24 protein-coding genes are annotated in these 24,042 nt (G+C 73.0%); 13 read left to right on the top strand and 11 right to left on the bottom strand.

Annotated elements, in window-relative coordinates:
• Nucleotides 1-78 precede the first annotated feature (78 nt).
• The 3 genes from DT057_RS15735 to DT057_RS15725 all read right to left on the bottom strand — a co-directional run bounded on the left by DT057_RS15735 (nucleotide 79) and on the right by DT057_RS15725 (nucleotide 3,651).
• Entirely contained in the window at nucleotides 79-339 is a 261-nt protein-coding gene (locus DT057_RS15735) for a hypothetical protein (RefSeq protein ID WP_128563049.1), read from the bottom strand.
• Nucleotide 340: 1 nt separating this feature from the next.
• Entirely contained in the window at nucleotides 341-2,155 is a 1,815-nt protein-coding gene (locus tag DT057_RS15730; protein ID WP_128563048.1) for a chymotrypsin family serine protease, read from the bottom strand.
• Between the two features lie 248 nt (nucleotides 2,156-2,403).
• A complete protein-coding gene (locus DT057_RS15725; protein ID WP_128563047.1) occupies nucleotides 2,404-3,651 on the bottom strand; it encodes an Hsp70 family protein in 1,248 nt (415 codons plus the stop codon).
• 237 nt (nucleotides 3,652-3,888) lie between these two features.
• Between DT057_RS15725 and DT057_RS15720 the strand changes: the two genes are divergently transcribed.
• The 4 genes from DT057_RS15720 (at nucleotide 3,889) to DT057_RS15705 (ending at nucleotide 6,939) form a co-directional block, all read left to right on the top strand.
• The gene (locus DT057_RS15720; protein WP_128563046.1) at nucleotides 3,889-4,092 is read left to right on the top strand and encodes a CsbD family protein; all 204 of its coding nucleotides are present in this window, start codon (nucleotides 3,889-3,891) and stop codon (nucleotides 4,090-4,092) included.
• 175 nt (nucleotides 4,093-4,267) lie between these two features.
• The gene (locus DT057_RS15715; protein WP_128563045.1) at nucleotides 4,268-4,618 is read left to right on the top strand and encodes a CsbD family protein; all 351 of its coding nucleotides are present in this window, start codon (nucleotides 4,268-4,270) and stop codon (nucleotides 4,616-4,618) included.
• 181 nt (nucleotides 4,619-4,799) lie between these two features.
• A complete protein-coding gene (locus DT057_RS15710) occupies nucleotides 4,800-5,537 on the top strand; it encodes a sigma-70 family RNA polymerase sigma factor (RefSeq protein ID WP_128563044.1) in 738 nt (245 codons plus the stop codon).
• A gap of 607 nt (nucleotides 5,538-6,144) precedes the next feature.
• Nucleotides 6,145-6,939: a Crp/Fnr family transcriptional regulator gene (locus DT057_RS15705; RefSeq protein ID WP_238313339.1), complete on the top strand. Its 795-nt coding sequence runs from the start codon at nucleotides 6,145-6,147 to the stop codon at nucleotides 6,937-6,939.
• Nucleotides 6,940-6,967: 28 nt separating this feature from the next.
• Here DT057_RS15705 and sugE read toward each other — a convergent pair whose 3' ends face one another.
• A complete protein-coding gene (gene sugE / locus DT057_RS15700) occupies nucleotides 6,968-7,282 on the bottom strand; it encodes a quaternary ammonium compound efflux SMR transporter SugE (protein WP_128563043.1) in 315 nt (104 codons plus the stop codon).
• 276 nt (nucleotides 7,283-7,558) lie between these two features.
• Here sugE and DT057_RS15695 point away from each other — a divergent pair, with 276 nt between their 5' ends.
• The 6 genes from DT057_RS15695 to DT057_RS15670 all read left to right on the top strand — a co-directional run bounded on the left by DT057_RS15695 (nucleotide 7,559) and on the right by DT057_RS15670 (nucleotide 13,629).
• Nucleotides 7,559-7,858, top strand: coding sequence for a hypothetical protein (locus tag DT057_RS15695; protein ID WP_128563042.1), 300 nt, complete (start codon nucleotides 7,559-7,561; stop codon nucleotides 7,856-7,858).
• Between the two features lie 433 nt (nucleotides 7,859-8,291).
• Nucleotides 8,292-9,557 (top strand): ABC transporter substrate-binding protein, encoded by a 1,266-nt coding sequence (locus tag DT057_RS15690; protein WP_128563041.1) that lies wholly within the window; start codon nucleotides 8,292-8,294, stop codon nucleotides 9,555-9,557.
• Nucleotides 9,558-9,651: 94 nt separating this feature from the next.
• Entirely contained in the window at nucleotides 9,652-10,527 is an 876-nt protein-coding gene (locus tag DT057_RS15685) for a branched-chain amino acid ABC transporter permease (protein ID WP_128563040.1), read from the top strand.
• 79 nt (nucleotides 10,528-10,606) lie between these two features.
• Entirely contained in the window at nucleotides 10,607-11,533 is a 927-nt protein-coding gene (locus DT057_RS15680) for a branched-chain amino acid ABC transporter permease (RefSeq protein WP_128563039.1), read from the top strand.
• Between the two features lie 40 nt (nucleotides 11,534-11,573).
• Nucleotides 11,574-13,085 (top strand): ATP-binding cassette domain-containing protein, encoded by a 1,512-nt coding sequence (locus tag DT057_RS15675; protein WP_128563038.1) that lies wholly within the window; start codon nucleotides 11,574-11,576, stop codon nucleotides 13,083-13,085.
• 277 nt (nucleotides 13,086-13,362) lie between these two features.
• A complete protein-coding gene (locus tag DT057_RS15670) occupies nucleotides 13,363-13,629 on the top strand; it encodes a DUF6894 family protein (protein ID WP_128563037.1) in 267 nt (88 codons plus the stop codon).
• A gap of 64 nt (nucleotides 13,630-13,693) precedes the next feature.
• Here DT057_RS15670 and DT057_RS15665 read toward each other — a convergent pair whose 3' ends face one another.
• The 6 genes from DT057_RS15665 to DT057_RS15640 all read right to left on the bottom strand — a co-directional run bounded on the left by DT057_RS15665 (nucleotide 13,694) and on the right by DT057_RS15640 (nucleotide 20,092).
• Nucleotides 13,694-14,188, bottom strand: a complete 495-nt coding sequence (locus tag DT057_RS15665) for a DUF3429 family protein (protein ID WP_238313337.1) — start codon at nucleotides 14,186-14,188, stop codon at nucleotides 13,694-13,696.
• Entirely contained in the window at nucleotides 14,185-14,778 is a 594-nt protein-coding gene (locus DT057_RS15660) for a TspO/MBR family protein (protein ID WP_128563036.1), read from the bottom strand. Before DT057_RS15660 ends, DT057_RS15665 begins: the two co-directional genes overlap by 4 nt.
• 127 nt (nucleotides 14,779-14,905) lie before the next feature.
• On the bottom strand, nucleotides 14,906-16,933 hold the full coding sequence (locus DT057_RS15655) for a methyl-accepting chemotaxis protein (RefSeq protein ID WP_128563035.1): 2,028 nt from the start codon (nucleotides 16,931-16,933) through the stop codon (nucleotides 14,906-14,908).
• Between the two features lie 63 nt (nucleotides 16,934-16,996).
• Nucleotides 16,997-17,359: an AtuA-related protein gene (locus DT057_RS15650; protein ID WP_128563034.1), complete on the bottom strand. Its 363-nt coding sequence runs from the start codon at nucleotides 17,357-17,359 to the stop codon at nucleotides 16,997-16,999.
• A 5-nt stretch (nucleotides 17,360-17,364) separates the two neighbouring features.
• Nucleotides 17,365-18,702, bottom strand: coding sequence for an acyclic terpene utilization AtuA family protein (locus tag DT057_RS15645; RefSeq protein ID WP_128563033.1), 1,338 nt, complete (start codon nucleotides 18,700-18,702; stop codon nucleotides 17,365-17,367).
• A 22-nt stretch (nucleotides 18,703-18,724) separates the two neighbouring features.
• On the bottom strand, nucleotides 18,725-20,092 hold the full coding sequence (locus DT057_RS15640; protein WP_128563032.1) for a CitMHS family transporter: 1,368 nt from the start codon (nucleotides 20,090-20,092) through the stop codon (nucleotides 18,725-18,727).
• Between the two features lie 98 nt (nucleotides 20,093-20,190).
• Here DT057_RS15640 and DT057_RS15635 point away from each other — a divergent pair, with 98 nt between their 5' ends.
• Nucleotides 20,191-21,096 (top strand): LysR family transcriptional regulator, encoded by a 906-nt coding sequence (locus tag DT057_RS15635; protein ID WP_128563031.1) that lies wholly within the window; start codon nucleotides 20,191-20,193, stop codon nucleotides 21,094-21,096.
• 142 nt (nucleotides 21,097-21,238) lie between these two features.
• Nucleotides 21,239-21,871, top strand: coding sequence for a LysE family transporter (locus DT057_RS15630; RefSeq protein ID WP_162501420.1), 633 nt, complete (start codon nucleotides 21,239-21,241; stop codon nucleotides 21,869-21,871).
• A 70-nt stretch (nucleotides 21,872-21,941) separates the two neighbouring features.
• Here the strand turns inward: DT057_RS15630 and DT057_RS15625 are convergent, their stop codons facing one another.
• Nucleotides 21,942-23,045, bottom strand: coding sequence for an FUSC family protein (locus tag DT057_RS15625; protein WP_269153018.1), 1,104 nt, complete (start codon nucleotides 23,043-23,045; stop codon nucleotides 21,942-21,944).
• Between the two features lie 178 nt (nucleotides 23,046-23,223).
• Here DT057_RS15625 and DT057_RS15620 point away from each other — a divergent pair, with 178 nt between their 5' ends.
• Nucleotides 23,224-23,991: a transporter substrate-binding domain-containing protein gene (locus tag DT057_RS15620; RefSeq protein ID WP_128563028.1), complete on the top strand. Its 768-nt coding sequence runs from the start codon at nucleotides 23,224-23,226 to the stop codon at nucleotides 23,989-23,991.
• Nucleotides 23,992-24,042: the final 51 nt, after the last annotated feature.

The raw sequence follows: 24,042 nt of genomic DNA, 5'->3' as shown, positions 1-24,042 counted from the left end.
TCAAGCGCTCCGGGCGGATCCCGCTCGAGCATTCAGCGATGCCGGCACCCGGCGACGAACCACCCCGCTCGGGGTCTCTCACGGACGATCGAGCTTCTTGAGCCAGGCCGGAGCGGCACCGAGCAGGACGGGCCGCCGCTCCTCGATATCGTAGACGACGGGAACACCGAGCAACGATGCAGGCGGGATCGCGTCCGGTGGCCGAGGCAGGACGACCTTGAGGCCGAACCCGGCCCCGCAGCGCGTGACGCCGATGACGCTGGGCCGCATGCGCAACTGCGACTGGACGGCCTGCCAAGCCTGTTCCTTGACGGCATCCACTTCGTGGAAGGTAGCCATTTCACCCCAGCTCCATGCCCGGCAGCGCGCTCAGAATCGTCGATAACGGGATGATGTAGCCCACGCTCTGGGACTCGCGGCCAGGCGTGATCTTGCTGCGACTCGCACCGACGACGCAGAGTCCGTACGGCTTGAGGGTTCCTCTATCCTCGATGCAGACGAGGGCTCCGCTGTCACCCGGAGCAAGCATCCTGCCACGCCCTTCGAACTCCACCTCGACGGCTACGGTGATCCATGCCGCACCGCCGCGGACGTCGTCGATCGCCTCGACGATCGCGTTGGTGGCCGTCACCCTACCATAGAGTTCTCCAGAACTCGCCGCAGCCTTGACGACGCGCAGGCCATTGTCCACCACGGGATTCCAAGGATGGATCCTGTCCGCGAAGCCCCGACGTCCGATCTGCCTGCGTATCGCCGGCTTGGGGACGGAGCCCGGTTCGAGTGCCACTAGCCCGAAATCCGGTGCCGTGCTCTCGGGCGTGAGTGGGCCGGCATTGAACTGCACGCGCGGAGGCAGCGAGACATGGTTCACGTGTCCGATGTGGGCCGTCGCCCGGGGTGGGTGGTTCTGCGGTAGGCAATAAACGTGCTCACCCGGCCTACCCGCACCGCCGTCTTCGAGGGAGTGGCCCGCGGTCACGGCGAAATACGTGCGATCGCGCTGGAGAAACAATCCGACCGAGCCGATGCAGCCGCCCGCGACGTTGATCGGCGAGCCGATACCCAATTGCTCGGTCGGACCGCGCCAATGGGACCATCGGTCCGGGATGCCGCCGTTCAGCAGCGTGACAGGACTGATCCAGCATACCGAGACGAACGGCCCGATCGATCGCAGGTACTCAGCCTTGATCGCATCCAAGATCTTGTCCCGTAGGTAGCGCCGGGACTGGATCCGGATCGCGACACCAAATCCTCCGTCTCTGACCGGGAAGATGCCGGCGCCGACCGTGAAGGGTCGTTCGTGGATCCAGGAATAGGCCGTACCCGGCGCCGGCCCCCTCGATCCGCGCGCCTGTGGTAGCAGGTCGCGGGACTTGATGAAGAGGTCCTCGGGCGGGAGCCCGGAGAAGTCGGAGAGGTCCGTACGGTCGATGAATCGGCTCACGACGCGATGAGCCACCTCGGCTGCATCGCCCTTCCGCAAAGCGCCTCCGGGCCTCTCGGACGAGAGACCCTCCAGCAGGGAAGACCGCTCGGAGGGTAGGCTTCTTCCGGTGGTCCGCCCGATCCGGGATTGCGGGGCGCCCTCGGCTGGTCCTGACGCCGGCGGCGGCAGTCGAGACGGTCCTCCCGTGCGGCCTCTGCCCGGCGGCCCATCCCGCAGCTTGAGCGTAATGCCGTCGGCCACGACCTTGACGATATCTGTGACACCGTCCGGGATACCCGGAGTGAACCCGATGTACCCGTCGCCGGTCTTCAAGTCGTAGCGTCCTTCGAGCTTGGCGACACCGAGAAGGATCGCGATCGCGCCGACGAGGAGCGCCGTGGACGCGACGCTTACGCCGCCGTGGAGCGATCTGCCACGCTCCACGATCCCGAGCGCGCGTCGTAGCGCCTCCTTGTTGTCCGCGTCGAGGTCGGCCCAGCGAGAGAGCGCAGCGTCGAGGTGCGGGACGAGGCTCTCGACGGCCTCGTCAGTCACGTTCAAGCGTCGAGCGTCCAGGAGAAGCGAGTCGATCGCTGCATCGGCCTCCTCCCGAGCATAACCATTTTCAATAAATGTAGAGAATAGAAATTCTCGCCCAAGGATTGTGGAAACGCCCAGCGTCAGCGCTGCCGAATCGTTCTTCTGATTGTCCTCACTGCTCTCGCTCATGGCTCGACGCTCTGGCTCACATTTGAGTGTATGGCATCCAACTTAAAACCCAATGCCCACGCGCAGGACGAATGATTTTCCCGGCTGAAACGGACGCGCGTTCACTTTCGAGTGGCACCCGACGTGCGAGTTTGCCGACGATCGTTGGCGGTTGATAGGTTCTTGTCTGCGTTGACTCAAGGAGATTGTGCGCCAGGCACGAGTTTCCAGAGTGTCTCACGACAAGTACGCAGGTGCCGTCACGCGGCTCACCCGTAGCGCCGTGCGGCCTCGATCGTCAGCCCCATCCCCACCGAGCCGAACGTGTCGCCCTCGACCACGCGGGCGTCCGGCGCCGCGCGCAGGATGGCGCTGCGCACCGGGGCGAGGCGGGTCGAGCCGCCGGTGAGGAACACGGCGTCGATGGCGCCCGGCGGCAGGCCGGCCGCGCGCAGGCAGGCGCCGATGCAGGCCGCGATGCGCCGGGCGAGATCGGCGGTGTGGCGCGCGAGGTCGTCCCGGTCCATCGCGGCCGCCAGGCCGGCCTCGATCCAGCCGAGGGGCAGCGCGGTCCGCTCGGCCTCCGACAGGGCGATCTTGGCGTCCTCCACCTCCATCGCCAGCGTGTGGCCCCGCTCGGCCTCGATCACGGCGGCGAGCCGGTCGAGGAGGTCCGGCCGCGCCGCCTCGCGGCGCAGGGCCCGCACCTCCCGCAGGGTCCGGCCGTCGTAGAGCCGGTTGATCTGGGACCAGGTGGCGAGGTCGTGGAAGTAGGCCGAGGGCACGTCGAGGCCCGGGCGCCGCATCGGGCTGCCGAGGCCGAGGAGCGGCATCACCCGGCCGAGGCTCAGGACGCGATCGACGTCCGTGCCGCCGACCCGCACGCCGTCGTTGGCCAGGATGTCGCCCGCGCGCTCGGTGCGGGCGTGCCGCGCCGGGCTCAGGCGCACGACCGAGAAGTCCGAGGTGCCGCCCCCGATGTCGGCGATCAGCGCCACCTCCTCGCCGGCGAGCCCGCTCTCGTAGTCGAGGGCGGCGGCGATCGGCTCGTACTGGAACGAGATCTCGCGGAACCCGATCTCCCGGGCGATGCCGGCGAGCGCGGCCTGCGCCCGCCGGTCGCCCTCCGGGTCGCCGTCGACGAAGTGCACCGGCCGGCCGTGCACCACCCGCGTCAGCGCCGCTCCCGCCTCCGCCTCGGCCCGCGCCTTCACGGCGCCGAGATAGCGGGCGATCACGGTCCGGAACGGCAGCCTCTGGCGCCCCACGGGCGTCGTCTCGTCGATCAGGGCCGAGCCGAGCACGGACTTGAGGCTGCGCATCAGCCGGCCCGGCACGCCCTCGACGTACTCGCCGATGGCGGCCCGCCCGATCGCCGCCTCCCCGCCCGGCGGGAAGAAGATCGCGCTCGGGATCGTGACCGCCGGGCCCTCGAGCCGCGCCAGGCCGGGCCCCGTCTCCCGCAGGAGCCCGAGGGTGGTGTTCGAGGTGCCGAAATCGAGGCCGCAGGCCGCCATGCCGTGATCCGCCAGAAGGCTCGGGGAAAGCGCGGCACCGTGCCCGGCCGCGAGCCTCGGGGCTCGCGGCGACGCGGTGCGGGAGGGGGCGCGGCGTACAGGGTTCCGGGCGCCCGGTCCAGCCCGCGGCGCGACGGCGCGCGAGAGGGCTCGTCCGTGCCGCAACGGAACAATGCCGCGCCTGGGCGGTTCGATGGACCTCAGCAGCGTGAACGCTGCCGATCGAGGAGAGGTCCCATGAGCAGCACCACCGACAAGATCAAGGGCCTGGCCAACGAGGCCGCCGGCAACGTCAAGCAGGGCATCGGCAACGTCACCGGCGACGACAAGTTGAAGGCCGAGGGCAAGGCGCAGGAACTGAAGGGCGAAGCCCAGAAGACGGTCGGCGATGCCAAGGACGGCATCAAGAACGCTGCCGACACGGTGAAGAGCAAGCTCTGATCCATCGTCAGACGAGGCGCAGCCGCGTTCGTTCCGACCGGGACGGACGCGGCGTGCGAGCCGCGATGGCCGGCCCCGCGCGGCCGGCCATCGGATCCGGGAACGGGCCGGCGCTGCGCCGTGGCGCGCGCGTGACCGGCCCTCTTCGTCTCAGCCACGCGGCGACAGGTGAGCGATGAACAGGGATCAGATCGAGGGCGGCCTGCGCCACCTCAGGGGCCGGGGACAGACGGCGCTCGGCGCCGTCGCGGGGCGCGTGCGGCCCCAGGCCGAAGGGGCCTTCAACCAGGTCGTCGGGGGCGCCCAGTACGCCTACGGGCGAGGCCGCCGCGCGGCCGAGGAACTGTCGCGGGACGGCACCGTCCTCGCCGGCGAGATCGGCGCCCACGGGCGCCAGGCCTACGACGGCGCGCGCGCGCGGGGCCGGCAGGTCCTGCACCGGGCCGAGACGCACCGCACCGAGACGCTGCTCGTGGTGGCGGGGCTCGCCTTCGTGGTCGGCTGGCTCGCGAAGGGACGCCGCTGAGGCGGGGGAAGGCGCCGGGCATGGACGGGCGCCCGCGCGTGGCCGGCGCGGGCCGCGACGCCGGACTTGGGAAAAAAAGTGATGTCGCGGCCGGCATCGAGGCGCCGGCCGGCGCGTTCGCCCTCGCCTGCGGGGAACTTATGGTCTAGCTTGGCGCGACCTCGCGCCAGCCGATCGACCGATGACCCAGACCTCCCAGCCCGGCCCGTCGCGGGCCGCCCCCGCACTGCCCCACGAAGTGCAGGAGCACCTCGGCAACCAGTTGCGTGCCGCCTACGAGGCCCTCGGCGAGATCGAGGCCCCGTCCTCCTTCGCCCGGCTCATCGAGCGCCTCGACGCGGCGCTCGCGGCGCGCGGCGCCTCGAAGGCGGACAGCTTCCGCGACGAGCTCCTCGCCGCAGCCTCGTCGCTGCGCCGCTTCGCCCTCACCCTGACGGCCAATCCGGCCCGGGCCGACGACCTCGTGCAGGACACGATGCTGAAGGCCTGGCAGAGCCGCGGCCGATTCGAGGCGGGCACCAACCTGAACGCCTGGCTGTTCACGATCATGCGCAACGCCTTCTACTCCGAGCACCGCAAGCGCTCGCGGGAGGTGGAGGACGGCGAGGGCGTCTACTCGTCCCGCCTGACCACGGCGCCCAACCAGGGCGACCGCCTCGACGTGCAGGACCTCCAGACGGCGCTCAACAAGCTCGTGGCCGAGCAGCGCGAGGCCCTGATGCTGGTCGCGGTGGGCGACCTCTCCTACGAGGACGCCGCCGCGCTGATGCAGTGCAAGGTCGGCACCGTGAAGAGCCGGGTCTGCCGGGCGAGGGACAAGCTCGCCGAACTCCTCGGCTACTCCACGAACGAACTCGGGGCCGACCGCCTCACGCGCTCGGCGCTCGGCCACGCGGGGTCGGTCGCGCTCGAGGGCTGAGGCCCGGGCCGCGCGGCCGGGGCCGTCGCGGCGCACGGGTCGCGCTCGCGCGCGCGCCCCGCGCCCGCTCGCCGGAGGCGGATCCCGGTCGGCCCGGCACGGGCGCGGGAGAGCGCCGGGCCTTGGGCCGCCGGTTCGCGTGCGTGGCGAGCCCGGATCACCCTTGGCAGCCCTTGCCGGTTGCCGCGTCGGCCGGGTGCAGGACGCGACGCGCGCCGGAATTCTGGGTGCGGGGCCCGCCGGATGGTCGAGGCGCGGCCGGGCCGGAGCAGCGGGTTCCACTGCGGCTGGTCGAGCGCCGCGACGGCGGGCGTGGCGGCTCCCGGCACGGCGTCCGCGGCGGCGGGACAGCGCCCGAGGCGACCGCCCGGCGCGCCGGCCGGGCTCATCCGCGTGCGGCCCGGGCACCGGCCGGCCCGGCACGCGGGGGGATTTTCCGGTCAGGGTCGACTTCCGGACAGACAGGACATGACGGGCCCGCTACAGCGGAGAATGACCTGGCGGGCGCCGGACTGTTCTAGGCCTTTGATACTGACGCGTTTTCCGATGCGGTTCTGAGACGCCTCGATGGGCTTCGCCCTCAGCCGCCGAGCCTGGAGATGTCTGCGTGAGTGCGCCCCGTGAGCCACAGCCCGGCGAGGCAGGCCTGTTCGAGGGAAATCTGCTCCTCGAGGCGCTCGACGCGCCGGACCGGGCCCTGCTGGCGCCATACCTGGAGCGGGGGCAGCGGGCCCGCGGCGACATCCTCTTCCACGTCGGCGACGACGTTTCCCACGTCACCTTCCCGGTGTTCCAGACCATCGCCACCCTGGTCACGCCGATGCGCGACGGCCGCATGATCGAGACCGCCACCGTCGGCCGCGAGGGGGCGATCGGCGGGGTGGTGAGCCAGGGCTACCTGCCGGCCTTCAGCGAGGCGGTGGTGCAGGTCGCCGGCCCGGTCCTGCGCATGGACGCCGAGCGCCTGACCCGGGCGAAGCTCGCCTCCCCCACCCTGCGCGACCTGTTCGTGCGCTACGCCGACTGCCTGCTCGCGCAGGTGCTCCAGGCCGTGGCCTGCAACGCCGTCCACCCGATCGAGGAGCGCTGCCTGCGCTGGCTCCTCACCTTCCAGGACCGCCTCGGCAGCGCCACGCTGCCGGTGACCCACGAGACCCTGGCGGAGATGCTGGGCGTCCGGCGGACCTACCTCACGGGGGTGCTCGGGAGCCTGCAGCGCCGCGGGCTGATCGCGGTGCGCCGCGGCCAGGTCATCATCCTCGACCGGCCCCGGGCCGAGCAGGCCGCCTGCGAGTGCCACGACAAGGTCAGGCAGCACTTCCGCAGCGTTCTCGGCGCCTACGCCAAGGCCCGCACGATCGTGCCCGTCGACCCGGGAGCGGCCCCGACCCTGCCGGCGTGAGCCCGCACGAACTGATCGGGGCCCGCCGTCACCCCGCGAGCTTGAGGCCCAGGATGCCGGCCACGATCAGCCCGATGCAGCCGAGGCGCAGCGCGGTGGCGGGCTCGCCGAACAGCGCGATGCCGAGGAGTGCCGTCCCGACCGTGCCGATCCCGGTCCAAACCGCGTAGCCGGTCCCGACCGGCAGCGTCCGGAGGGCGAGGCCGAGCAGGGCCACGCTCGCCACCATGCTGGCGCCCGTGAGCAGCGACGGCAGCAGGCGCGAGAACCCGTGCGTGTACTTCAGGCCGATGGCCCAGCCGATCTCCAGGAGGCCGGCGACGAAGAGGAAGAACCAGGCCATTCCGGAACCCTGCCGCCGCGGGGGGCCGTCCCGGCGGGCAATCGCGCCGCGGCGGCCGCCCCGCGCGGCCCGCCGGCCGGGTCGTCCCGGCCCGCCCGAGATGGGAGCGCCGCCGCGGCCTGCCAAGAGCACGCCGGGCGCCCGGCGCGTCGGCGGCGACGTGCCCGGCCGCACGGACGTGCCGTCCGGTCACCCGCAATCTTTGAACCGTCGCCCGCACGATCAGCCGAGGGCGATCGACCGAACCCATCCATCCTCACCGCAATGGAGACCTCGATGGCCACGTTCCCCCGGCGGACCGGCGCCGCGCTCGCCCTGTCCGCGGCGCTCCTCGGCGGAGGCCTCGCGGCCTCGACCGGGGCCTCCGCGGGCCCCCTCGGCTCCTGCAAGTTCCATCCCTGCCACGGCTACCGCGCCTGGAACCCGGGCTACGCCGCGGCCGCGGTGGCGGGCGGCCTCGCCCTCGGGGCGATCGCGGCGGCGGCCGCCTACGCGCCGACCTGCTACGTCGCCCGTCGCCCCGTCGTCGATGCCTACGGCAACACCTACCTCCGCCGCGTGCGCGTCTGCGAGTGAGCCGGGCCGCGGGGCCGCGGTCCCGGCCCGCGCCCGAGACGACCGCCCGGGAGGGCACCTTCGGGCGCATCCGCTGCGCCAGCCGTGACGACGCGTTCACGCACCCGGTCACGGGCGGGCCGGGCCTCGTCTCGGGCATGATGATGCCGTGGCGCGACGGCAGGCAGCGCGCGATCCGGCCCGCCGAGGGCGCCAACGGCACGACGACTGGCCCGGGCGTCGTCAGGGCCGGCACGCCGCGGAGCGACGCGTGCCGCGCCGGACCTCGACGCACCCGGGCGCGAGCCATGCGCGCACGCGATAGCTCGGCGGTTCGTCCACGCTCGACCGACCAATCGGTCGATCGAGCGCTTGTGATCGGCGAAATCGACGCTAAACTCCCGCCCGAGCCGCGACGCCATTAACCTAACAGCGGCAGCGAAGAGGAACCGTCATGATGGTGTCCGCACCGGTCGCGAAGCGTCGATTGATCAAGGCTCTGCTTGGATCGACCATTCTCCTGGCCGCCAATGCTTTGGCCTCGTCAGTCCAGGCGGCGGACCCGATCCGCATCGCGGTGATCGCGGAGGCGCAGGCGCTGGCCGGGGCCTCGATCCCGCAGGCCGCCCAGCTCGCCGCCGACGAGATCAACGCCAAGGGCGGCATGGACGGGCGCAGGATCGAGATCATCCCCTACGACAACAAGAGCTCGGCCGCGGATTCCGTCCGCGCCTTCCAGCGCGCCGCGAGCGAGGACAAGGCGCACGCCGTCATCGCGAGCTACATCAGCGAGGTCGTGCTCGCCCTCCAGCCCTGGTCGGCCCGCCTCAAGCTGCCCTTCATCACGCCCGGCGCGGCCTCGAACGAGATCCCGCTCAACGTGCGCAAGGACTACGCCCGCAACAAGTACTCCTTCCACGGCTACCTCACCTCGAAGGCGCAGTCCCAGGCGGTCTGTGACGCCGCCAAGGCGATCCTGGCCGAGGGGCGGCAGATGAAGACCGCCGTCATCATGAGCGAGGACGCGGCGTGGACGAAGCCCCTGGACGAGGGCTACAAGGAGTGCCTGCCCCAGGCCGGCCTCAAGGTGCTCGACCACATCCGGTTCTCGCCCAGCACCACGGACTTCAACCCGATCTTCAGCCGCATCGAGGGCGCCAAGCCCGACGTGATCGTCACGGGCATCTCGCACGTCGGCGTGCAGCCGACCGTGCAGTGGCGCAGCCAGCAGGTGCCGATCCCGATGATCGGCATCGCCTCGCAGGCCACCAACGCCACCTTCTGGAAGGAGACGAACGGCTCGACCGAGGGCGTGCTGTTCGAGATGTTCGCGGCACCCGGCACCAACGTGACGCCGAAGACCGCGCCCTTCGCCGAGGCCTTCAAGGCGCGCTTCGGCAACTACCCGAGCTACGCCGGCTACACGGCCTACGACGAGGTCTACTACATCGCCGACGCAGTGAGGCGGGCGGGCTCGACCGATCCCGACAAGCTCGTGGAGGCGCTCGAGGCGACCGACTGGGAGGGCACCCTCGGGCGCATCCAGTTCTACGGCCGGGACGACGAGTTCACGCACTCGATCAAGTACGGCCCGGGCCTCGTGTCGGGCATGATGATGCAGTGGCTCGACGGCAAGCAGCTCGCGATCTGGCCGCCCAACCTGGCCAACGGCAAGATCGCGTTCCCGAGCTTCGTCAAGGCCGGCACGCCCGCGAACTGAGCGAGGCTTCCGAGGTTCGCCCGGGGCCGCGGCGCCCCGGGGATCCGGCGGAGGAACCGCGTTTCCTCCGCGCCCCCCAGTCGCGCGGGTCACCATGACGGCCATCCAGATTCTCATCGACGGTTTCGCGATCTCGGCGCTCTACGCCCTCGGCGCCACCGGCTTCACCCTGATCTTCGGCGTGTCGGGCGTGCTCAACCTCTCCCACGGCGCCCTGATGGTCACGGCCGCCGTGGTGGCCTGGGCGGCCTCGAGCGAGCTCGGCCTCGGCTCCTACGGGGGGGCCGCCGTCGGGGTCGCGGTCGGCACGGTGCTGACGCTCGCCACCTACTTCGTGGTCGTGAAGCCCATCGACCGCTCCCGGGCCATCCCGCCCGAGGAGAAGGAGATCTTCATCCTCACGGGCACGCTGCTCTGGGGCATCATGATCCAGGAGTTCATCGCCTACCTGTTCACCAGCAACGCCAAGACCGTGATGCCGATCGTCGAGGGCGTCGTCGTCATCGCGGGCGTGCGCACGCCCTGGAACCAGATCTTCACCGCGGTGATCTGCTGGGGCACGATCGGGCTCCTGTGGCTGCTCGTGAACCGCACCCGCACCGGCAAGGTGGTGCTCGCCGCCTCGATGAACCCCCGCGGCGTCACGCTGCTCGGCTTCGAGCTGTCGAACATCTACGTGGCGATCTGGGCCATCTACGGCGTGCTCGCCGGCATCGCGGGCGTGCTGCTCGGCCAGTTCCTCGGCGTGTCGAGCTACAGCGTCGGCCCCCTCACGGCGAGCGCCTTCTCGATCGTGGTGCTGGGCGGGCTCGGCAGCGTCTCGGGCTCCCTCATCGCCGCCTACGTGGTCGGCTACCTCGAGACCCTCACGGCCTACCTGATCTCGCCGGCCTACCGCACGATCCCGGCGCTCCTGCTGCTCGTGGCGGTGATGTACGTCCGCCCGCAGGGCCTGCTCGGCCGCCGCTGACGGCGGCGGCGCAGGCCCGTCGGACCCGGGCCGCCCGCGGGCGGCCGCAGGGTCGAGAACCCATTGTCCCGAGGGCTCGATGCTCCGCAAGATCGTCACCAACCCGCTGTTCTGGCTGACGCTGGTCGGCCTGGCGCTCGCCTCCGTGCTGCCGCTCTGGGTCTCCGGCTACATCCTGGGCCTGCTCACGGTCGCGTACTATTTCGGCGTCTTCTCGATGGCCTGGGACCTGCTGTTCGGCTTCGCCGGCGAGGTCAATTTCGGGCCGACCTTCCTGATCGGGCTCGGGGCCTACACGGCCGGCATCCTCAACGGGCACGGCGTCTCGATCCCGCTCTGCCTGGCGGCCGGCGCCGCGGCGGCGGTGATCGGCGGCCTCGTCCTCGCCCTGCCGGCGCTGCGGGTGCGCGGCCCCTATTTCGGCCTCACCACGGTGGTGGCGGTGCTGATCCTCCAGAACCTGATCGTGGTCTTCGCCGAGACCACCGGCGGCGAGATCGGCCTCACCGTCCCGGACGTGATCAGCATCGACGCGGCCACCAACTACTGGATCGCCCTCGGCTTCATGGCGGTGAGCGGCCTGATCCTGTACGCCATCGCGGTCTCGCCCGTCGGGCTGATCCTCCAGGCGAGCGGCCAGGACCCGGTCGAGGCCGGGGCGCTCGGCTTCAACGTCGCCAAGCACAAGCTCGCGGCCTTCTGCGTCAGCGCCTTCTTCTCCGGCCTCGCGGGGGCGCTCCTCGTGTTCTACATGGGCACGGCGTCGGTCGGCACGCTCGTCGACGTCTCGGTCGGCGTGCAGGTCATCATCGGGGCGGTGCTCGGCGGCCGGCGCACCATCGTGGGCGGCGTTCTGGGCGCGGTGTTCCTGATCGCCGCCGGCGAGCTCCTGCGTCCCCTCGGGGCCCTGTCGACCTTCGTGGTCTCGGCCGCGGCCCTCGCGGTGATCCTGTTCGTGCCGGCGGGCCTCCTCGGCATCCTCACCCGCCAGGGGCAGCGCGCGTGAGCCGCCGCCCTCCCCGCCCCGTCCAGTCCGAGGTGCGTTCATGACCGCGGCCGTCCTGCAGATGCCGTCGCAGACGCCCCTTGCATCCCCGGCCCGCCCGCTTCTGGAGGTCGAGGGCCTGGCCAAGCGCTACGGCGGCCTCGTCGCCGTGAAGTCCATCGGCTTCTCGGTCAAGCCGGGCGAGATCCTCGGCCTGATCGGACCGAACGGCTCCGGCAAGTCCACCGTGATGAAGCTCATCATGGGGCTGGAGCGGCCGAACGCCGGCAGCGTCCGGCTCGACGGCACCGAGATCGCCGGCTGGCCCTCGCACCGGGTGGCGCGGGCCGGCATCGGGATCGTGTTCCAGCACTCCCGGCCCCTGCACCGGCAGACGGTTCTGGAGAACATCAAGCTCGCGCTCCTGCCCGACAACCTCTTGCGGCTCTTCGCCGATCCGGGCGTCGAGACGCGGGCCCGGGCCATCGCCGAGCGGGTGGGGCTCGGCGCCGTGACGGAGCGGCGGCCCTCCACCCTGCCCTTCGCCGACCTGCGCCGGATGGAGCTCGCCAAGGCCATCGCCCGCGACCCGAAGGTGGTGCTGGTCGACGAGCCCTTCGCGGGGCTGACCTCCGGCGAGGTCGCGGACTTCTCGCAGCTGATCTGGGGGTTCCGGGACGAGGGCAAGGCCGTGCTCCTCGTCGACCACAACGTGAAGAGCGTCGCCGCCCTGGTCGACCGGGTATTCGCCATGTACCTCGGTGAGCGCGTGGCCGAGGGTTCCGCCGCCGAGGTGATGCGCAACGAGACCGTGCGCCGGGTCTACCTCGGCGGCAGCATCGAGACCGCGGCGCGGCCCCAGAGCGCCTTCTCGGGCGAGCCGCTCCTCAAGATCGAGAACCTCGACGTGCTCTACGGCAAGGCCCAGGCCCTGCGCGGCGTCGGGCTCCACGTCCACGAGGGCGAGTTCGTCTCGGTCGTGGGCCTCAACGGCGCCGGCAAGACGACGCTGTTCAACGCCATCTCGGGCCTCGTGGCCCATAGCGGGTCCATCGCCTTCGCGGGCGAACCCTTGAGCCGCCGCACGCCGGCCTCGATCGCCCGGGGCGGCATCGTGCAGGTGCCGGAATCCCGCGAGCTGTTCGGCGAGATGAGCGTGCGCGAGAACCTCGACCTCGGCGGCCAGCACCTGCCCAAGGCCGAGAGCGCCCGCCAGCTCGCGTGGCTGTTCGAGCTGTTCCCGATCCTCAAGAGCCGCGGCGGCCAGATGGCCCGCACCCTGTCGGGCGGCGAGCAGCAGATGCTCACCATCGCGCGGGCGCTGATGATGAAGCCGCGCCTGCTGATCCTCGACGAGCCGACGCTCGGCCTCGCGCCCGTGATCCTGGAGCAGCTCTCGAAGGCCCTCGAGCGCCTGCGCCAGACCACCCCGATCACCGTCCTGCTCGGCGAGCAGAACGTGACCTTCGCGCTGCCCCACGCCGACCGGGTCTACGTGCTGGAGCACGCCCGCATCGTCTGGGAGGGCTCCCCCGACCGCTTCGCCGCCGAGGCGGGCACCGGCTACCTCTAGAACAGCATCCGATCACCCTGCGATCGGCCGCTGCTCCAGGTTTTTGAGTCTGCCGCATGTTCTGCGGCGAACCGGTGTCCACTTCGCGGGACAATGCTCTAGCGGCGCGGGGGAGCCGGCGCGGCGCGCTCCCGCGGCGGACCGACCCCGGGCGGGCGGCGCCCGCTTGCCTGTGACGTCACGTACACCCGAGGACCGGCGCCCCTTGATCAGGGTTAAGGCGACCTCCCGCGGCACCCGGTACCGCTCGGAGGCGCGATCCTCACGGGAGCACCGGATGTCCTGCTACTACTTCCACTTCCAGGTCGGCAACCGTCTCATCAGGGATAAGCGCGGCATCGAGCTGGCCGAGCCGCACGAGATCATCGGCTGCTCGGCGCACATCGCGGTTCTTCTGAAGCGCCGCGCCTGCCGCGAGCCGGAATGGAAGGAGGCGATCATCCACGTCGAGGACAAGGAGCGGCGCTTCAGCCTCTACCTCCCGATCACGCGCTTCGCCGACGCCATCCCGCGGCTCCAGGCCGCGCCGCCGCAATCGCACTGAGGCTCCCGCGCCCATTGCGGCGCCCGCGCATCGACGCGCTCACGGTGCCCGCGCATCGACGCGCTCACGGCGCCCGCGCGATCTCGAGGGCGAGCAGGGCGGCGAGGCTCAGGAGCGCCAGCGGGATCTGGGCCGGGCGCAGGCGCGCGAAGTGGCGCGGGGCCTCCCCGCTCTCGGCCGCGAGGGGATCGAGGCACACGAGCGCGCCGTACCCGACGAGGAGCAGCACGGTCCCGGCGAGCGGCCGGCCGGCCTCCACCGCCACGAGGGCGCAGAAGCCCGTGCCGTAGAGGCCCAGCATGGTGGCCATCTGGACGAGCGTCGGCCCGCCCCGGGTCCGGAAGCTCAGGCCCCGCCGCACGCCGGCGAGGAACATCAGGATGCCGCAGGCCCAGAGCAGCGTGAGGGTGAGGACGAGGCCCCGCGGCTCGCCCGGCAGCGCCCAGGCGGCCGCCGCCCCCGCCAGGAGGGGCAGCATCGGGCCGAACCCGAAGACCACGCTGAGCCAGGGCACCTGCGGCGAGGCGTCCTCCGGGACGTCGGCGGGCCGGCGGTTCACCGCGCGGCCCCGGTCGCCGGGCCGCGGCCCGGGTCGCGGCCGTCGAGATCCGGGTTGCGCCGCGCGATGTCGGCGGTGAGGACGTCGCCGAACACCGACCACAGGGTCAGCGGGACCCCGGTGGCGGCCGCCGCCGGGTCGACGCCGCGGGCCCGCGCCACGAAGGCGGCGCCCGCGGCCGCCACCATCGCGCCCTCGAGGGTCGCCCCGGTCAGGCTGCGCCGGCCGAACAGGATCGTATTGTAAGCCGTGACGAGCGCGATGGTGGCGGCCCAGAGCGCCACCGCCTGGTCCCGCTCCGGTGAGCGGGGCGCGCGCATCAGCCGGTAGGCGCCCGCCGAGATCAGCAGCATCAGCACCGGCCAGACCCCGCCGAAGACCGGGTCCGGCGGCGTGTAGGCGGGCTTCTCGAGACTCCGGTACCAGCGGGCGATGCGCGGATGGCTCGGATCGGGGCTGGTGCGCCGGCTGATCAGGCCGCTCAGGACCAGCACGCCGCCGATCGACAGGAGCGCCACCGTCGGCGAGAGGCCCTCCCGCCGCGGCGCGCGGCGGGGCTCGGTCGGATCGTGGGCTTGTCCGGCAGGCATGGCTTGAGACCTCGGAGGGATCGCGCCCGGCAGGCCCGGGCCGTCAAGGCCTCCAACGCCGTCCGCCTGCACCCGTTCAACCGCGGCCGGGGCGGCCTCGCGTCGGCGCCCCCGGGGACGTCGCCGGTCAGGCGGCCTTCACGTCGGCCACGAAGCCGCCGACCTCGCGCTCGAGGTTCACGGCGTGCTGGGCGAGATCCTGCGCCGCCCGCAGCACGCGGGAGGCCGCCGCCCCGGTCTGGGCCGCCCCCTGCTGCACCTCCTCGACGTGGCCGGTGACCACCTGGGTGCTCTGGGCCGCGTGCTGGATGTTGCGGGCGATCTCGCCCGTCGCCGCGCCCTGCTGCTCCATGGCGGCGGCGACGCCCGCCGCGATGGCGTTCATGTCCCTGATCGTCCGGGTGATCGCCTCGATGGCGCCCACCGCGTGGCCGGTCCGCTCCTGGATGCCGGCGATCTGGCCGGTGATCTCCTGGGTCGCCCGGGCGGTCTGGTTGGCGAGGTCCTTGACCTCGGCGGCCACCACCGCGAAGCCGCGGCCGGCATCGCCGGCCCGGGCCGCCTCGATCGTGGCGTTGAGGGCGAGCAGGTTGGTGCGGGCCGCGATGCCGGTGATGAGCTGCACGACGTCGCCGATGGTCTGCGCCCCCGCCGCCAGGGCCCGGACGGTCGCCTCGGCGCGGGTCGCCTCGTCGTCGGCGCGCCCGGCGATGCGGGTCGAGTGCGCGACCTGCTGGACGATCTCGCCGATCGAGAGCGACAGCTCCTCGGTGGCAGTCGCGACCGAGTGCACGTTGGCCGAGGTGCGGCCCGCCGCCGTCCCGACCCCGGCCGAGAGGGTCGTGGCCTGCTCGGCGGTGGCCGTCATGGAGCGGGCCGTCCCCTCCATCTCGCCCGCCGCCGCCGCCAGGGAGGCGGCGAGGACCGCCACGTCGCGCTCGAAGCCGCACGTCAGGGAGTCGAGCAGGAGGGCCCGGCGGACCTTCGCCTCGGTCTCGCTCCGCTGCTCGGCCGCCAGCCGCTCGGCCTCGACGAGGCCGTCCCGGAAGACCGCGACGGCGCGCGCCATGGCGCCGATCTCGTCCCGGCGCTCGAGCGCCGGGATCGCCACGGCCCGCTCGCCCCCGCCGAGGGCCGTCATGGTGCCGGACAGCCGCAGCAGCGGACCCGTGATGGAGTGCGCGAGCCGCAGGCTGATCAGGATGCCGATCGCGAAGATCGCGCCGGCGGCGCCCAGGAAGGTGGCGTTGCTCCGCCCGACCGTGTCGATGAACGCGCTCTCGCTCTCCGCCGAGTCGCGCGCCGCGAGCGCCATCAGGTCGGACGAGGCGGCGGCCGCCGCGTCGCGGGAGAGGCGGGAGGCGGTGAGGTGCCGGCGCCACTCCTGCGAGAGCTCGCTCACCTGCTGGAACGAGGCCCGCCAGGCGTCGAGGCGCGCCCCGAGGGTCGGACCGTCCCTCTCGCGGGCGCCCGCCAGGGCCGGGTCGGCGCGCAGCTTCGCCTGGACGGCGCTCGCGGCCCGCCCGGCCGCCTCGATGGTGCCGGCATCGGTCTCGGCCCTGAGCTGCAACGCCACCGTGTGGGCCGCCTGGAACGCATCGGCGATGTCGCTCAGGAGGCCGATCCGGTCGCGGTCCCCGGCCTCGAGCGCCCGGGACCGCAGCTGGCGCAGGATCTGCGCGATCTGCGCGCCGGACGGGTCGATCTCGCCCGCGCGCAGGGCGGCGTCGGCGAGCTGCACCCGGTGCAGCTGGCGCCACTCCGCCTCGTAGACCCGGAGCGAGGTCTTGATCCGCTCCGCGGCCATCGCCTGCGCGTCGGAGAGGCCGAAGCGCGCCGCGGCGTCGACGGTCCGGATCGCCTCGGCTAGGAGTTCCCCGGCGCGCTTGGCGGCCGCCGGCTCGAAGCGCTGCAGCCAGCGGCTCATCTCGAAGCGCGCGTTCATCATCGCGAGGTCGATGGTCCGGATGTGCTCGACCGTGTTGCGCGTGTCCTGGTAGCCGGCGAAGCCGGAGGTCACCCGCGCCATCAGCAGGAACCCGACGAGGGCGACGGCCGACGCCATCGCCAGGATGAGCCCGAAGCCGCCGAGGATCCGCGCCCGGATCGACAGGCGCGCGAGCCGGCCTGCCGCAGCGACAGAATGATTACCCATCGTCGATCTCGCCCTGATGTGAGCCTCTCGTCGAGGGTCTAGGCGATCGCCGCTAATTTAAGCTTAAGTTGCCGGTCCGCCCGGCGCGGGCGGCCGGGCGTCTCCTTGGGGCAGGACGGGATCGTCCGGGATCTCGAGGTCGAGGAGCGCCGAGCTCAGGCCTTTGCCGTGGGCGTCGAGGGCGAGCGAGCGGGTCACCCCGCCCCCGAGGGCGCCCCCGAGCACGAAGTTGAGGGCGCCGAGGGCCGGCAGCTCGTAGCGGGTCACGGCGCCCGTCACGATGCCGGCGAAGTGCGCCCGCACCCGCTCGGCCGTGACGTGCGCGGCGAGGCGCGGGTAGTCCGCCGGGTCGTACGCGATGACGGAGATGTTCGAGGTGTTGCCCTTGTCCCCGGTGCGGGAATGGGCGAGGGCGGACAGCTTCATCGGGATCACGCCTCCAGGATGGTCACGCGGGGCCGCGCGAGGTCCGCCGGCACCAGCACCGAGACCACGCCCACGACCTCGCGGGCCGATTTCCAGGCACCGCCGCCGCCGGCCGGGCCGTTGGTGTAGAGCGTCTCGACCTCGTTGCCGATCCGCACCGCCTCCGCGAGGCTGTCGGTGCGCCCGGCCACCCGGGCCCGCACCTCGTAGGGCTCCCGTCCCGCCGCGAGCCGCTCGCCGTGGAGCGCGTCGACGCCGATCAGGTCGAGGCGCAGCTCGCGGGTCGCCACGCCCGTGAGCGCCAGGCGCTCGCGCACGATCTCGAGGGCGAGGCGCCCGCGGGCGACGGCGCCGGGCCCCGCGTAGGAGATCTGGCCCTCGCCGATGTAGGAATCGATGATGCCGACCGAGACCTTGAGCAGCCCCGTCGCCGGCGCGCCCCGCGCGCCCGTGGCCCGGACCCGGTCGGGGCCGGCCTCCTCCATGCGCACCGCCGAGAAATCCGCCACCACGTCGGGCTGGAAGTAGCGGGCGGGGTCGTGGACCTCGTAGAGCAGCTGCTCCTTGCAGGTCGCGAGCGTCACGGCGCCGCCCGAGCCCGGCACCTTGGTGATCTCCACGGTTCCCGCCTCGTCCACGATGCCGACCGGGAAGCCGAGGCGGGCGAGGCCCGCGACGTCCTTGCGGCCCGGATCCGCGAAGTAGCCGCCCGTGACCTGGCCGGCGCATTCGAGCAGGTGGCCGGCGAGGGTCCCGCGCCCGAGGGCGTCCCAGTCGTCCATGGCCCAGCCAAAGGCGTGCACGAGGGGCGCGAGGAACAGGGCGGGGTCGCCGACCCGGCCGGTGATCACGACGTCGGCGCCCTCCGCGAGGGCCCGCACGATCGGCCCGGCGCCCAGATACGCGTTGGCGGAGATGATCCGGTTGCCGAGGTCGCGCACGGCGCCGCCGGTCTCCTCGACCCGCCACTCCCCGGCCTTGACGGCGTCGAGGACGTCGTCGCCGGTGACCGCCGCGACCTTGAGGCCGGCGAGGCCGAGGTCGCGGGCGACCGCGCGGGTGCGCTCGGCGGCGGCCCCGGGATTGGCCGCCCCCATGTTGGTGACGATCCGGATGCCGCGGCGCCGGCAGGGCTCCAGCACCGCCCGCATCCGGGCCTCGAGGAGCGGGTCGTAGCCGGCGCCCGGGTCCCGGAGCCTGGCCTGCTGGGCGAGCGCGATGGTGCGCTCGGCCAGGCACTCGAAGACGAGGTAGTCGATCTCGCCCTTCTCGGCGAGCTCGACCGCGGGCTCGATGCGGTCGCCGGCGTAACCCGCCCCGGCACCCATTCGGACGGTTCTCATCGGGGATCTCCGGTTTCTGAGCCTAGAGGGGAAAGACGCCGAGGGCGACGCACGCGAACGTCATCACCACGGAGGCGGCGAACAGGAGCGGGGCCGTGAACTTCTGGTGGTCGGCGAGATCGATGCCGGTGAGGCCGCAGACCAGGAAGGTCGCCGGCGTGAGCGGGCTCACCGGGAAGCCCGTGGTCATCTGGCCGAGGAGCGCGCCCTGCGCCACCTGGAGCGGCGGCACGCCGAGCTGGTGGGCGACCTCGGCCACCACCGGCAGCACCCCGAAGTAGAACGAGTCGGGGTCGAACAGGAGGCTGAGCGGCATCGACACGAGGCCGAGGACGAACGGGATGTGGGTCGCCATGCCGGGCGGCACGAAGGCGACCGCCCCCTGGGCCATCGCCTTCAGCATCCCGGTCCCCTGCATGATGCCGGTGAAGACCCCCGCCGCGAGCAGGATCGACGCCATCAGGATCGCCGCCTTGGCGTGCGCGTCGACCCGCTGACGCTGCGCGTCGACGCTCGGGTAGTTGATCATCAGGGCCAGCGCCGTGCCGAGCATGAACATCAGGGCCGGGGGCACCTTCTCGGCCATCAGCACCATGGTGCCGAGCACCGCGACGGTGAGCGCGAGGTTGAGCCAGAACCGGTCCGGCCGGCGCAGGGCCCGCTCCGCCTCCGTCAGGGTGCGGGCGCCCGTCCCGGCCGGCAAGGGGGCGCCCGTGCCGGCCGGCGAGGCGGCGCCCGTCCCGGCCGCGGCGCCGGCCTCCGGGGCCGCGCGCGGCGCCCGTGCGAGGCGGCGCTCCTCGCGCCGCCCGAGCCAGTACGAGACCGCGAAGATGAACGCGAGGCCCACCGCCTGCACGGCGACGAGGGGCGCGAAGATCTCCGGGATCGGCAGCTTGAGGGCCGCCGAGGCCCGGATCATCGGCCCGGTCCAGGGCAGGAAGTTGACGCCCGCCGCCAGGGAGGCGGCGCAGGCCAGGATGCGCCGGTCGATGCCGACCCGGTCGTAGAGCGGCAGCATCGCCGGGATCGTGATCAGGAAGGTCACGGCGCCCGAGCCGTCGAGGTGGATCAGCAGCGCCAGCAGCGTCGTGCCGGGCACGATGCGGCTCGGGCGCGTGCCCACCGTGGCGAGGATGCGGTCGATGATCGGGTCGAGCAGGCCGGCGTCGCTGACGATGCCGAAGAACAGGATCGCGAACACGAACATGCCGACCACGCCGGCGAGATTCTGGATCCCGGCGAGCACGAAGCGGCCCGTGTCGAGGCCGAATCCCCCGACGAGCGCGGCCGCGACCGGGATCACGATCAGCGCCACCAGGGGCGACAGCCGCTTCGACAGGATCACGGCGAGGAGCAGCAGGATGGTGCACAGGCCGAGCAGGGCCAGCATGAAATCCTCCCGGACGTCTCTTTGCTTGGCGGCGATCAGATCCCGGGTCGATCGATCACGCAATTGATAAGTTTGGATCGCAGTGATAGCGGTCCGTTATGGATCTCAACCTGCGCCAGGTCCGTGCCTTCGTGTCCGTCTCGCACCTGCGCAGCTTCACGCGGGCGGCTGGCCTGCTGCACCTGTCGCAGCCGGCGCTGACGGTGCAGATCCAGCGGCTGGAGGAGGCGCTCGACGTGCGCCTCCTCGACCGCAACAGCCGCAGCGTCGCCCTCACGCGCATCGGCCGCGAGCTGCTGCCGGTGTTCCAGCGCGTCCTGCGCGAGCTCGACGCCGTGGTGGTCGACACCCGCGACCTCGCGGCCCGGCGCCACGGCGTCGTGCGGCTCGCCTGCCTGCCCTCCTTCGCGGCCGGGCTCCTGCCCGACGCGATCGTGGCGTTCCGGGCCGAGCACCCGCGCATGTCCTTCGTGGTCAAGGACGTGATCGCCCGGCGCGTGATCGACCTCGTGCGCCGCGAGGAGGTCGACCTCGGCCTCACGGGCGGGGAGGTCCAGGATGCCGAGCTGACGGTGCTCGACCGGCTCACCGACACGCTGCACGTGGTCTACCCGGAGGGACACCCGATCGGGAGCGTCCCGGAGGTCACCCTGGAGCACCTGGCCGAGCATCCCCTGGTGCTGATGGACGCCGAGACCAGCGTCCGGGCCGTGGTCGACGCCGCCTTCGTGGCGGCGGGCCGGCTGCCGGCCGCGGCCTGCGAGGCGACCTACATGATGACGGCCGTGGGCATGGTGCGGGCGGGGCTCGGGCTGACGATCCTGCCGGGCTCGGCCCGGGAGGTCCGCGCCGAGCCCGGCCTGCGCGCCCGGCCCATCCGCGAGCCGAGCTTCGTGCGCCCGGTCTGCCTCGTGGCGAAGCGCAACCGCACGCTTCCGGCGGCGGCCGAGCTCTTCCTCGCGGCCCTGCGGCGGGCGCTCGCGCAGGGCCGCGAGCGCGCCTGAGCGGCCCCGTGCGCCAGAGCACGCGGCCTCCTCCAAGTAGACGATGCGCGCCGCGAAGCACTGGCATCTCTCTGGATCCCACGGGCGTCGCAGCACGCCGCGGGGCGCCGTCCCGGCGGGCCCGCCCTCCTGGGGATGCCCGATGCTCGATGCCGAACCCTTCCCGCGGTTCCTCGCGACCCTGCTCTCCTCCTACGCCCTGGTGCTGGCGGTGCCCGGCCCCAACTGGCTCGTGGTGCTGCGGGCGAGCCTGGTGACGCCCGGGCGCGGGCCCGCCTGCGCGGCCCTCGGGATCGCCTGCGGGGCCGCCCTCGCGGCGGCGTTCGCGGCGGGGTGCGCCTCGCTGCTGCCGACGAGCCGGCTCGTCACCGGCCTCGGCACCGCCCTGTTCGCCGCCCTCTTGGTGCGGGCCGCCCTGCGCCTCCTGAGCGGCCGGGCGCAGGCCGCCGTCGACGCGCACCGCCTCTCGCCCGGGCGGGACTCGGCCACCTTCGGGCTCGGGCTCCTCGCGGCCGTCTCGAACCCGGTCAGCCTCGCCTACTTCGCCGGCTTCTTCCTCGCCCACCCCCGGCCGGAGGGACAGGGGGCCCTGCCGGTCGTGGGCGCCGCGGTCTTCGTCATGGCGGCGACGTGGTTCGGCCTGCTCGGTCTCCTGTTCACCCACCCGGCCTGCCGCCACCTCTTCGCCCGGGCCGGGCGCTGGATGCATTATGGCATCGCGGCCGGCCTCGTCGCGTGCGCGGCGCTGGCGGTGTGGCGGGCGGTCGGGGCTTGAGGACCCGCGGCCCGGCCGCGCTGCCCGCGGGTCCCGCCCTCGCGGGTTCGTCGTGACGCGCCCCCCCCGCTCAGGCGTCCGGCGCGAAATCGGCGGCCCGCGCCGCGAGGTCGTCGAGGTTGCGCCGGAACTGCTCCAGGCAGAACGCGATCCAGAAGATGCGGCCGACCCCGTCGGTCGAGAGGTCCCGGGTGACGTGGCGCCGGCGCAGGTCGTCGATCGCGCCCCGGTAGGCGGCGATCGCCCCGGCGAGCGCCGCGTCGTCGCCCGCCGGGGCCGCGCGGTCGGCGAGGGCGCGGGCAAGGGCGCGCAGCCGGTCGGCGCCGGCGGCGGCGACGGCCCCCCAGGCCTCCGCCACGTGGACCCGCAGCACGTCCTCCTCCGCCTCCCGCACGGCGCGCCGCAGCAGCACGACGTCGTGGCGCAGGCGCATCAGGGTGCGGGCGAGCGGGTCCGGGTCCGGCGCCGCGGAGAGGCGGCTGCGCCGCTCCCGGGCGGCCTCCGCCGCCAGGGTCTCGAGGCGCGCGAGGCTGCGGCGGGCGGCGAGCGGCAGGGCCCGGGTCTCCGGCCCCTCGTCCTCCTCCAGGCGCCCGAGCGCCTCGAGCTGGCCCGCGAGGAGGCGCGCGGTCTGGGCCGCCTGCGCGGTGACGGCCCGGGCGGCCCGGGCGGGCGCCACCACGAGGGAGACCGCGAGGCCGACGACGCAGCCGAGCCCGATCTCGAGGATGCGGTCGAGCGCGAAGGCGAGCGGGCCCAGGGTCGAGCCCGTGGTGCTGAGGAGCACGATGATGGCGGTGATCGGCGCGATCCGGAAGCCCGCCGAGAACGCCGCCGCGACCGACAGCGGCGCCACGGCGGCCGTCAGGGCCGCCAGGGTCGAGGCGCCGCCGTGGTGCGGGACCGCGTAGGCCACGACGCCGCCGTAGATGGCGCCGACGACCGAGCCGAGGAAGCGGTCGAGGGCGGCCTTGAGCGATCCCCCGACGCTGCTCTGGGTGACGATCAGGGCGGTGATCACCGCCCAGTAGCCCTGCGGCAGCCCGAGGGCGTCGGCGAGCCAGAACGTGGCGAGGCTCGCCACCGTCATCCGCACGGCCTGGATCAGCCGCGCCCGATGGCGGGCGAGCGCCGCGCGGACCCGCGACGCCGCGGATGCGCGCGGCGCGCTCCCGATTCCGGGATCCGGTCCCGCGGGTCCCCGCCCTGCGCCCTCGCCGCCCATGCGCCGAACGAGGCCGAACCGCGGCCGGTGTCAACCGCTTTGTGGCGCCCCGGCCGCCCGCCCGGGCTTTACCGCGGCGGCGGGATGTCCTTAAGGCATGGGAGCGGTTCTGGCGACGGGAGGAGCAGGGATGGGCAAGCGTGCGACGGTTCTGTGGGTGCTGGTCAGCCTCGGCGCGGCGGCGCCGGCGGCGGCCCGGCCTCTCGCGGCGATCAGGCAGGAGGGCACCCTGCGGGTCGGGCTGACGGGCGACTACGCGCCCTACTCCCTGCGCGGCCCGGACGGGGTCGTGAAGGGCGCCGACGTGATCATGGCGCAGGACCTGGCGCGGACGCTCGGCGTCACGGTCGAGATCGTGCCGACGACCTGGAAGACCCTGAAGGACGACCTCGTGGGCGACCGCTACGATGTCGCCATGGGGGGCGTCAGCGTGACGCCCGACCGCGCCGCCGTGGCCGACTACTCGGTGCCGGTGATGACCGACGGCAAGCGCCCGATCGTGCGCTGCGCCGACAAGGAGCGCTACACCTCGCTCCAGGCCATCGACCGGCCCGAGGTGCGGGTGGTGGTCAATCCCGGCGGCACCAACCAGCGCTTCGCCGACGCGAACTTCCCGCACGCCTCCCTGCGGGTGCACCCCGACAACCGCACCATCTTCGAGGAGGTGGCGGAGGGCCGGGCCGACCTGATGGTCACGGACGGCGCCGAGGTCGATTACCAGTCCCGCCGGCACGCCGGCGTGCTCTGCCCCGCCGCCGTGCCGGACTCGTTCGACCACGCCGACAAGGCCTACTGGATGACCCGCGACCCCGCCCTCAAGGCGGCGGTGGACGCCTGGCTCACGCAGGCGCTGCGGACCGGCGCCTACGACAGGGCGCTCGCCGCCGCCGCGGAGTAGGGCCCGCGGCTCGACGCCATCCCCGCGTCGGGGGCGGACCGGGCGCGCCCG

This window comes from Methylobacterium crusticola (assembly GCF_003574465.1).
Taxonomy (GTDB): Bacteria; Pseudomonadota; Alphaproteobacteria; order Rhizobiales; family Beijerinckiaceae; genus Methylobacterium; species Methylobacterium crusticola.
This window is presented reverse-complemented; position numbering and strand designations above follow the sequence as displayed.

Coding starts and splice junctions, on each gene's coding strand:
- DT057_RS15645 (WP_128563033.1), bottom strand. CDS start 18,702: ATGAGAACCGTCCGAATGGGTGCCGGGGCGGGTTACGCCGGCGACCGC.
- DT057_RS15725 (WP_128563047.1), bottom strand. CDS start 3,651: ATGGCGGCCTGCGGCCTCGATTTCGGCACCTCGAACACCACCCTCGGG.
- DT057_RS15630 (WP_162501420.1), top strand. CDS start 21,239: ATGCTCGATGCCGAACCCTTCCCGCGGTTCCTCGCGACCCTGCTCTCC.
- DT057_RS15675 (WP_128563038.1), top strand. CDS start 11,574: ATGACCGCGGCCGTCCTGCAGATGCCGTCGCAGACGCCCCTTGCATCC.
- DT057_RS15715 (WP_128563045.1), top strand. CDS start 4,268: ATGAACAGGGATCAGATCGAGGGCGGCCTGCGCCACCTCAGGGGCCGG.
- DT057_RS15690 (WP_128563041.1), top strand. CDS start 8,292: ATGATGGTGTCCGCACCGGTCGCGAAGCGTCGATTGATCAAGGCTCTG.
- DT057_RS15670 (WP_128563037.1), top strand. CDS start 13,363: ATGTCCTGCTACTACTTCCACTTCCAGGTCGGCAACCGTCTCATCAGG.
- DT057_RS15695 (WP_128563042.1), top strand. CDS start 7,559: ATGGCCACGTTCCCCCGGCGGACCGGCGCCGCGCTCGCCCTGTCCGCG.
- DT057_RS15710 (WP_128563044.1), top strand. CDS start 4,800: ATGACCCAGACCTCCCAGCCCGGCCCGTCGCGGGCCGCCCCCGCACTG.
- DT057_RS15730 (WP_128563048.1), bottom strand. CDS start 2,155: ATGAGCGAGAGCAGTGAGGACAATCAGAAGAACGATTCGGCAGCGCTG.
- DT057_RS15720 (WP_128563046.1), top strand. CDS start 3,889: ATGAGCAGCACCACCGACAAGATCAAGGGCCTGGCCAACGAGGCCGCC.
- DT057_RS15650 (WP_128563034.1), bottom strand. CDS start 17,359: ATGAAGCTGTCCGCCCTCGCCCATTCCCGCACCGGGGACAAGGGCAAC.
- DT057_RS15660 (WP_128563036.1), bottom strand. CDS start 14,778: ATGCCTGCCGGACAAGCCCACGATCCGACCGAGCCCCGCCGCGCGCCG.
- DT057_RS15620 (WP_128563028.1), top strand. CDS start 23,224: ATGGGCAAGCGTGCGACGGTTCTGTGGGTGCTGGTCAGCCTCGGCGCG.
- sugE (WP_128563043.1), bottom strand. CDS start 7,282: ATGGCCTGGTTCTTCCTCTTCGTCGCCGGCCTCCTGGAGATCGGCTGG.
- DT057_RS15655 (WP_128563035.1), bottom strand. CDS start 16,933: ATGGGTAATCATTCTGTCGCTGCGGCAGGCCGGCTCGCGCGCCTGTCG.
- DT057_RS15735 (WP_128563049.1), bottom strand. CDS start 339: ATGGCTACCTTCCACGAAGTGGATGCCGTCAAGGAACAGGCTTGGCAG.
- DT057_RS15680 (WP_128563039.1), top strand. CDS start 10,607: ATGCTCCGCAAGATCGTCACCAACCCGCTGTTCTGGCTGACGCTGGTC.
- DT057_RS15685 (WP_128563040.1), top strand. CDS start 9,652: ATGACGGCCATCCAGATTCTCATCGACGGTTTCGCGATCTCGGCGCTC.
- DT057_RS15640 (WP_128563032.1), bottom strand. CDS start 20,092: ATGCTGGCCCTGCTCGGCCTGTGCACCATCCTGCTGCTCCTCGCCGTG.
- DT057_RS15635 (WP_128563031.1), top strand. CDS start 20,191: ATGGATCTCAACCTGCGCCAGGTCCGTGCCTTCGTGTCCGTCTCGCAC.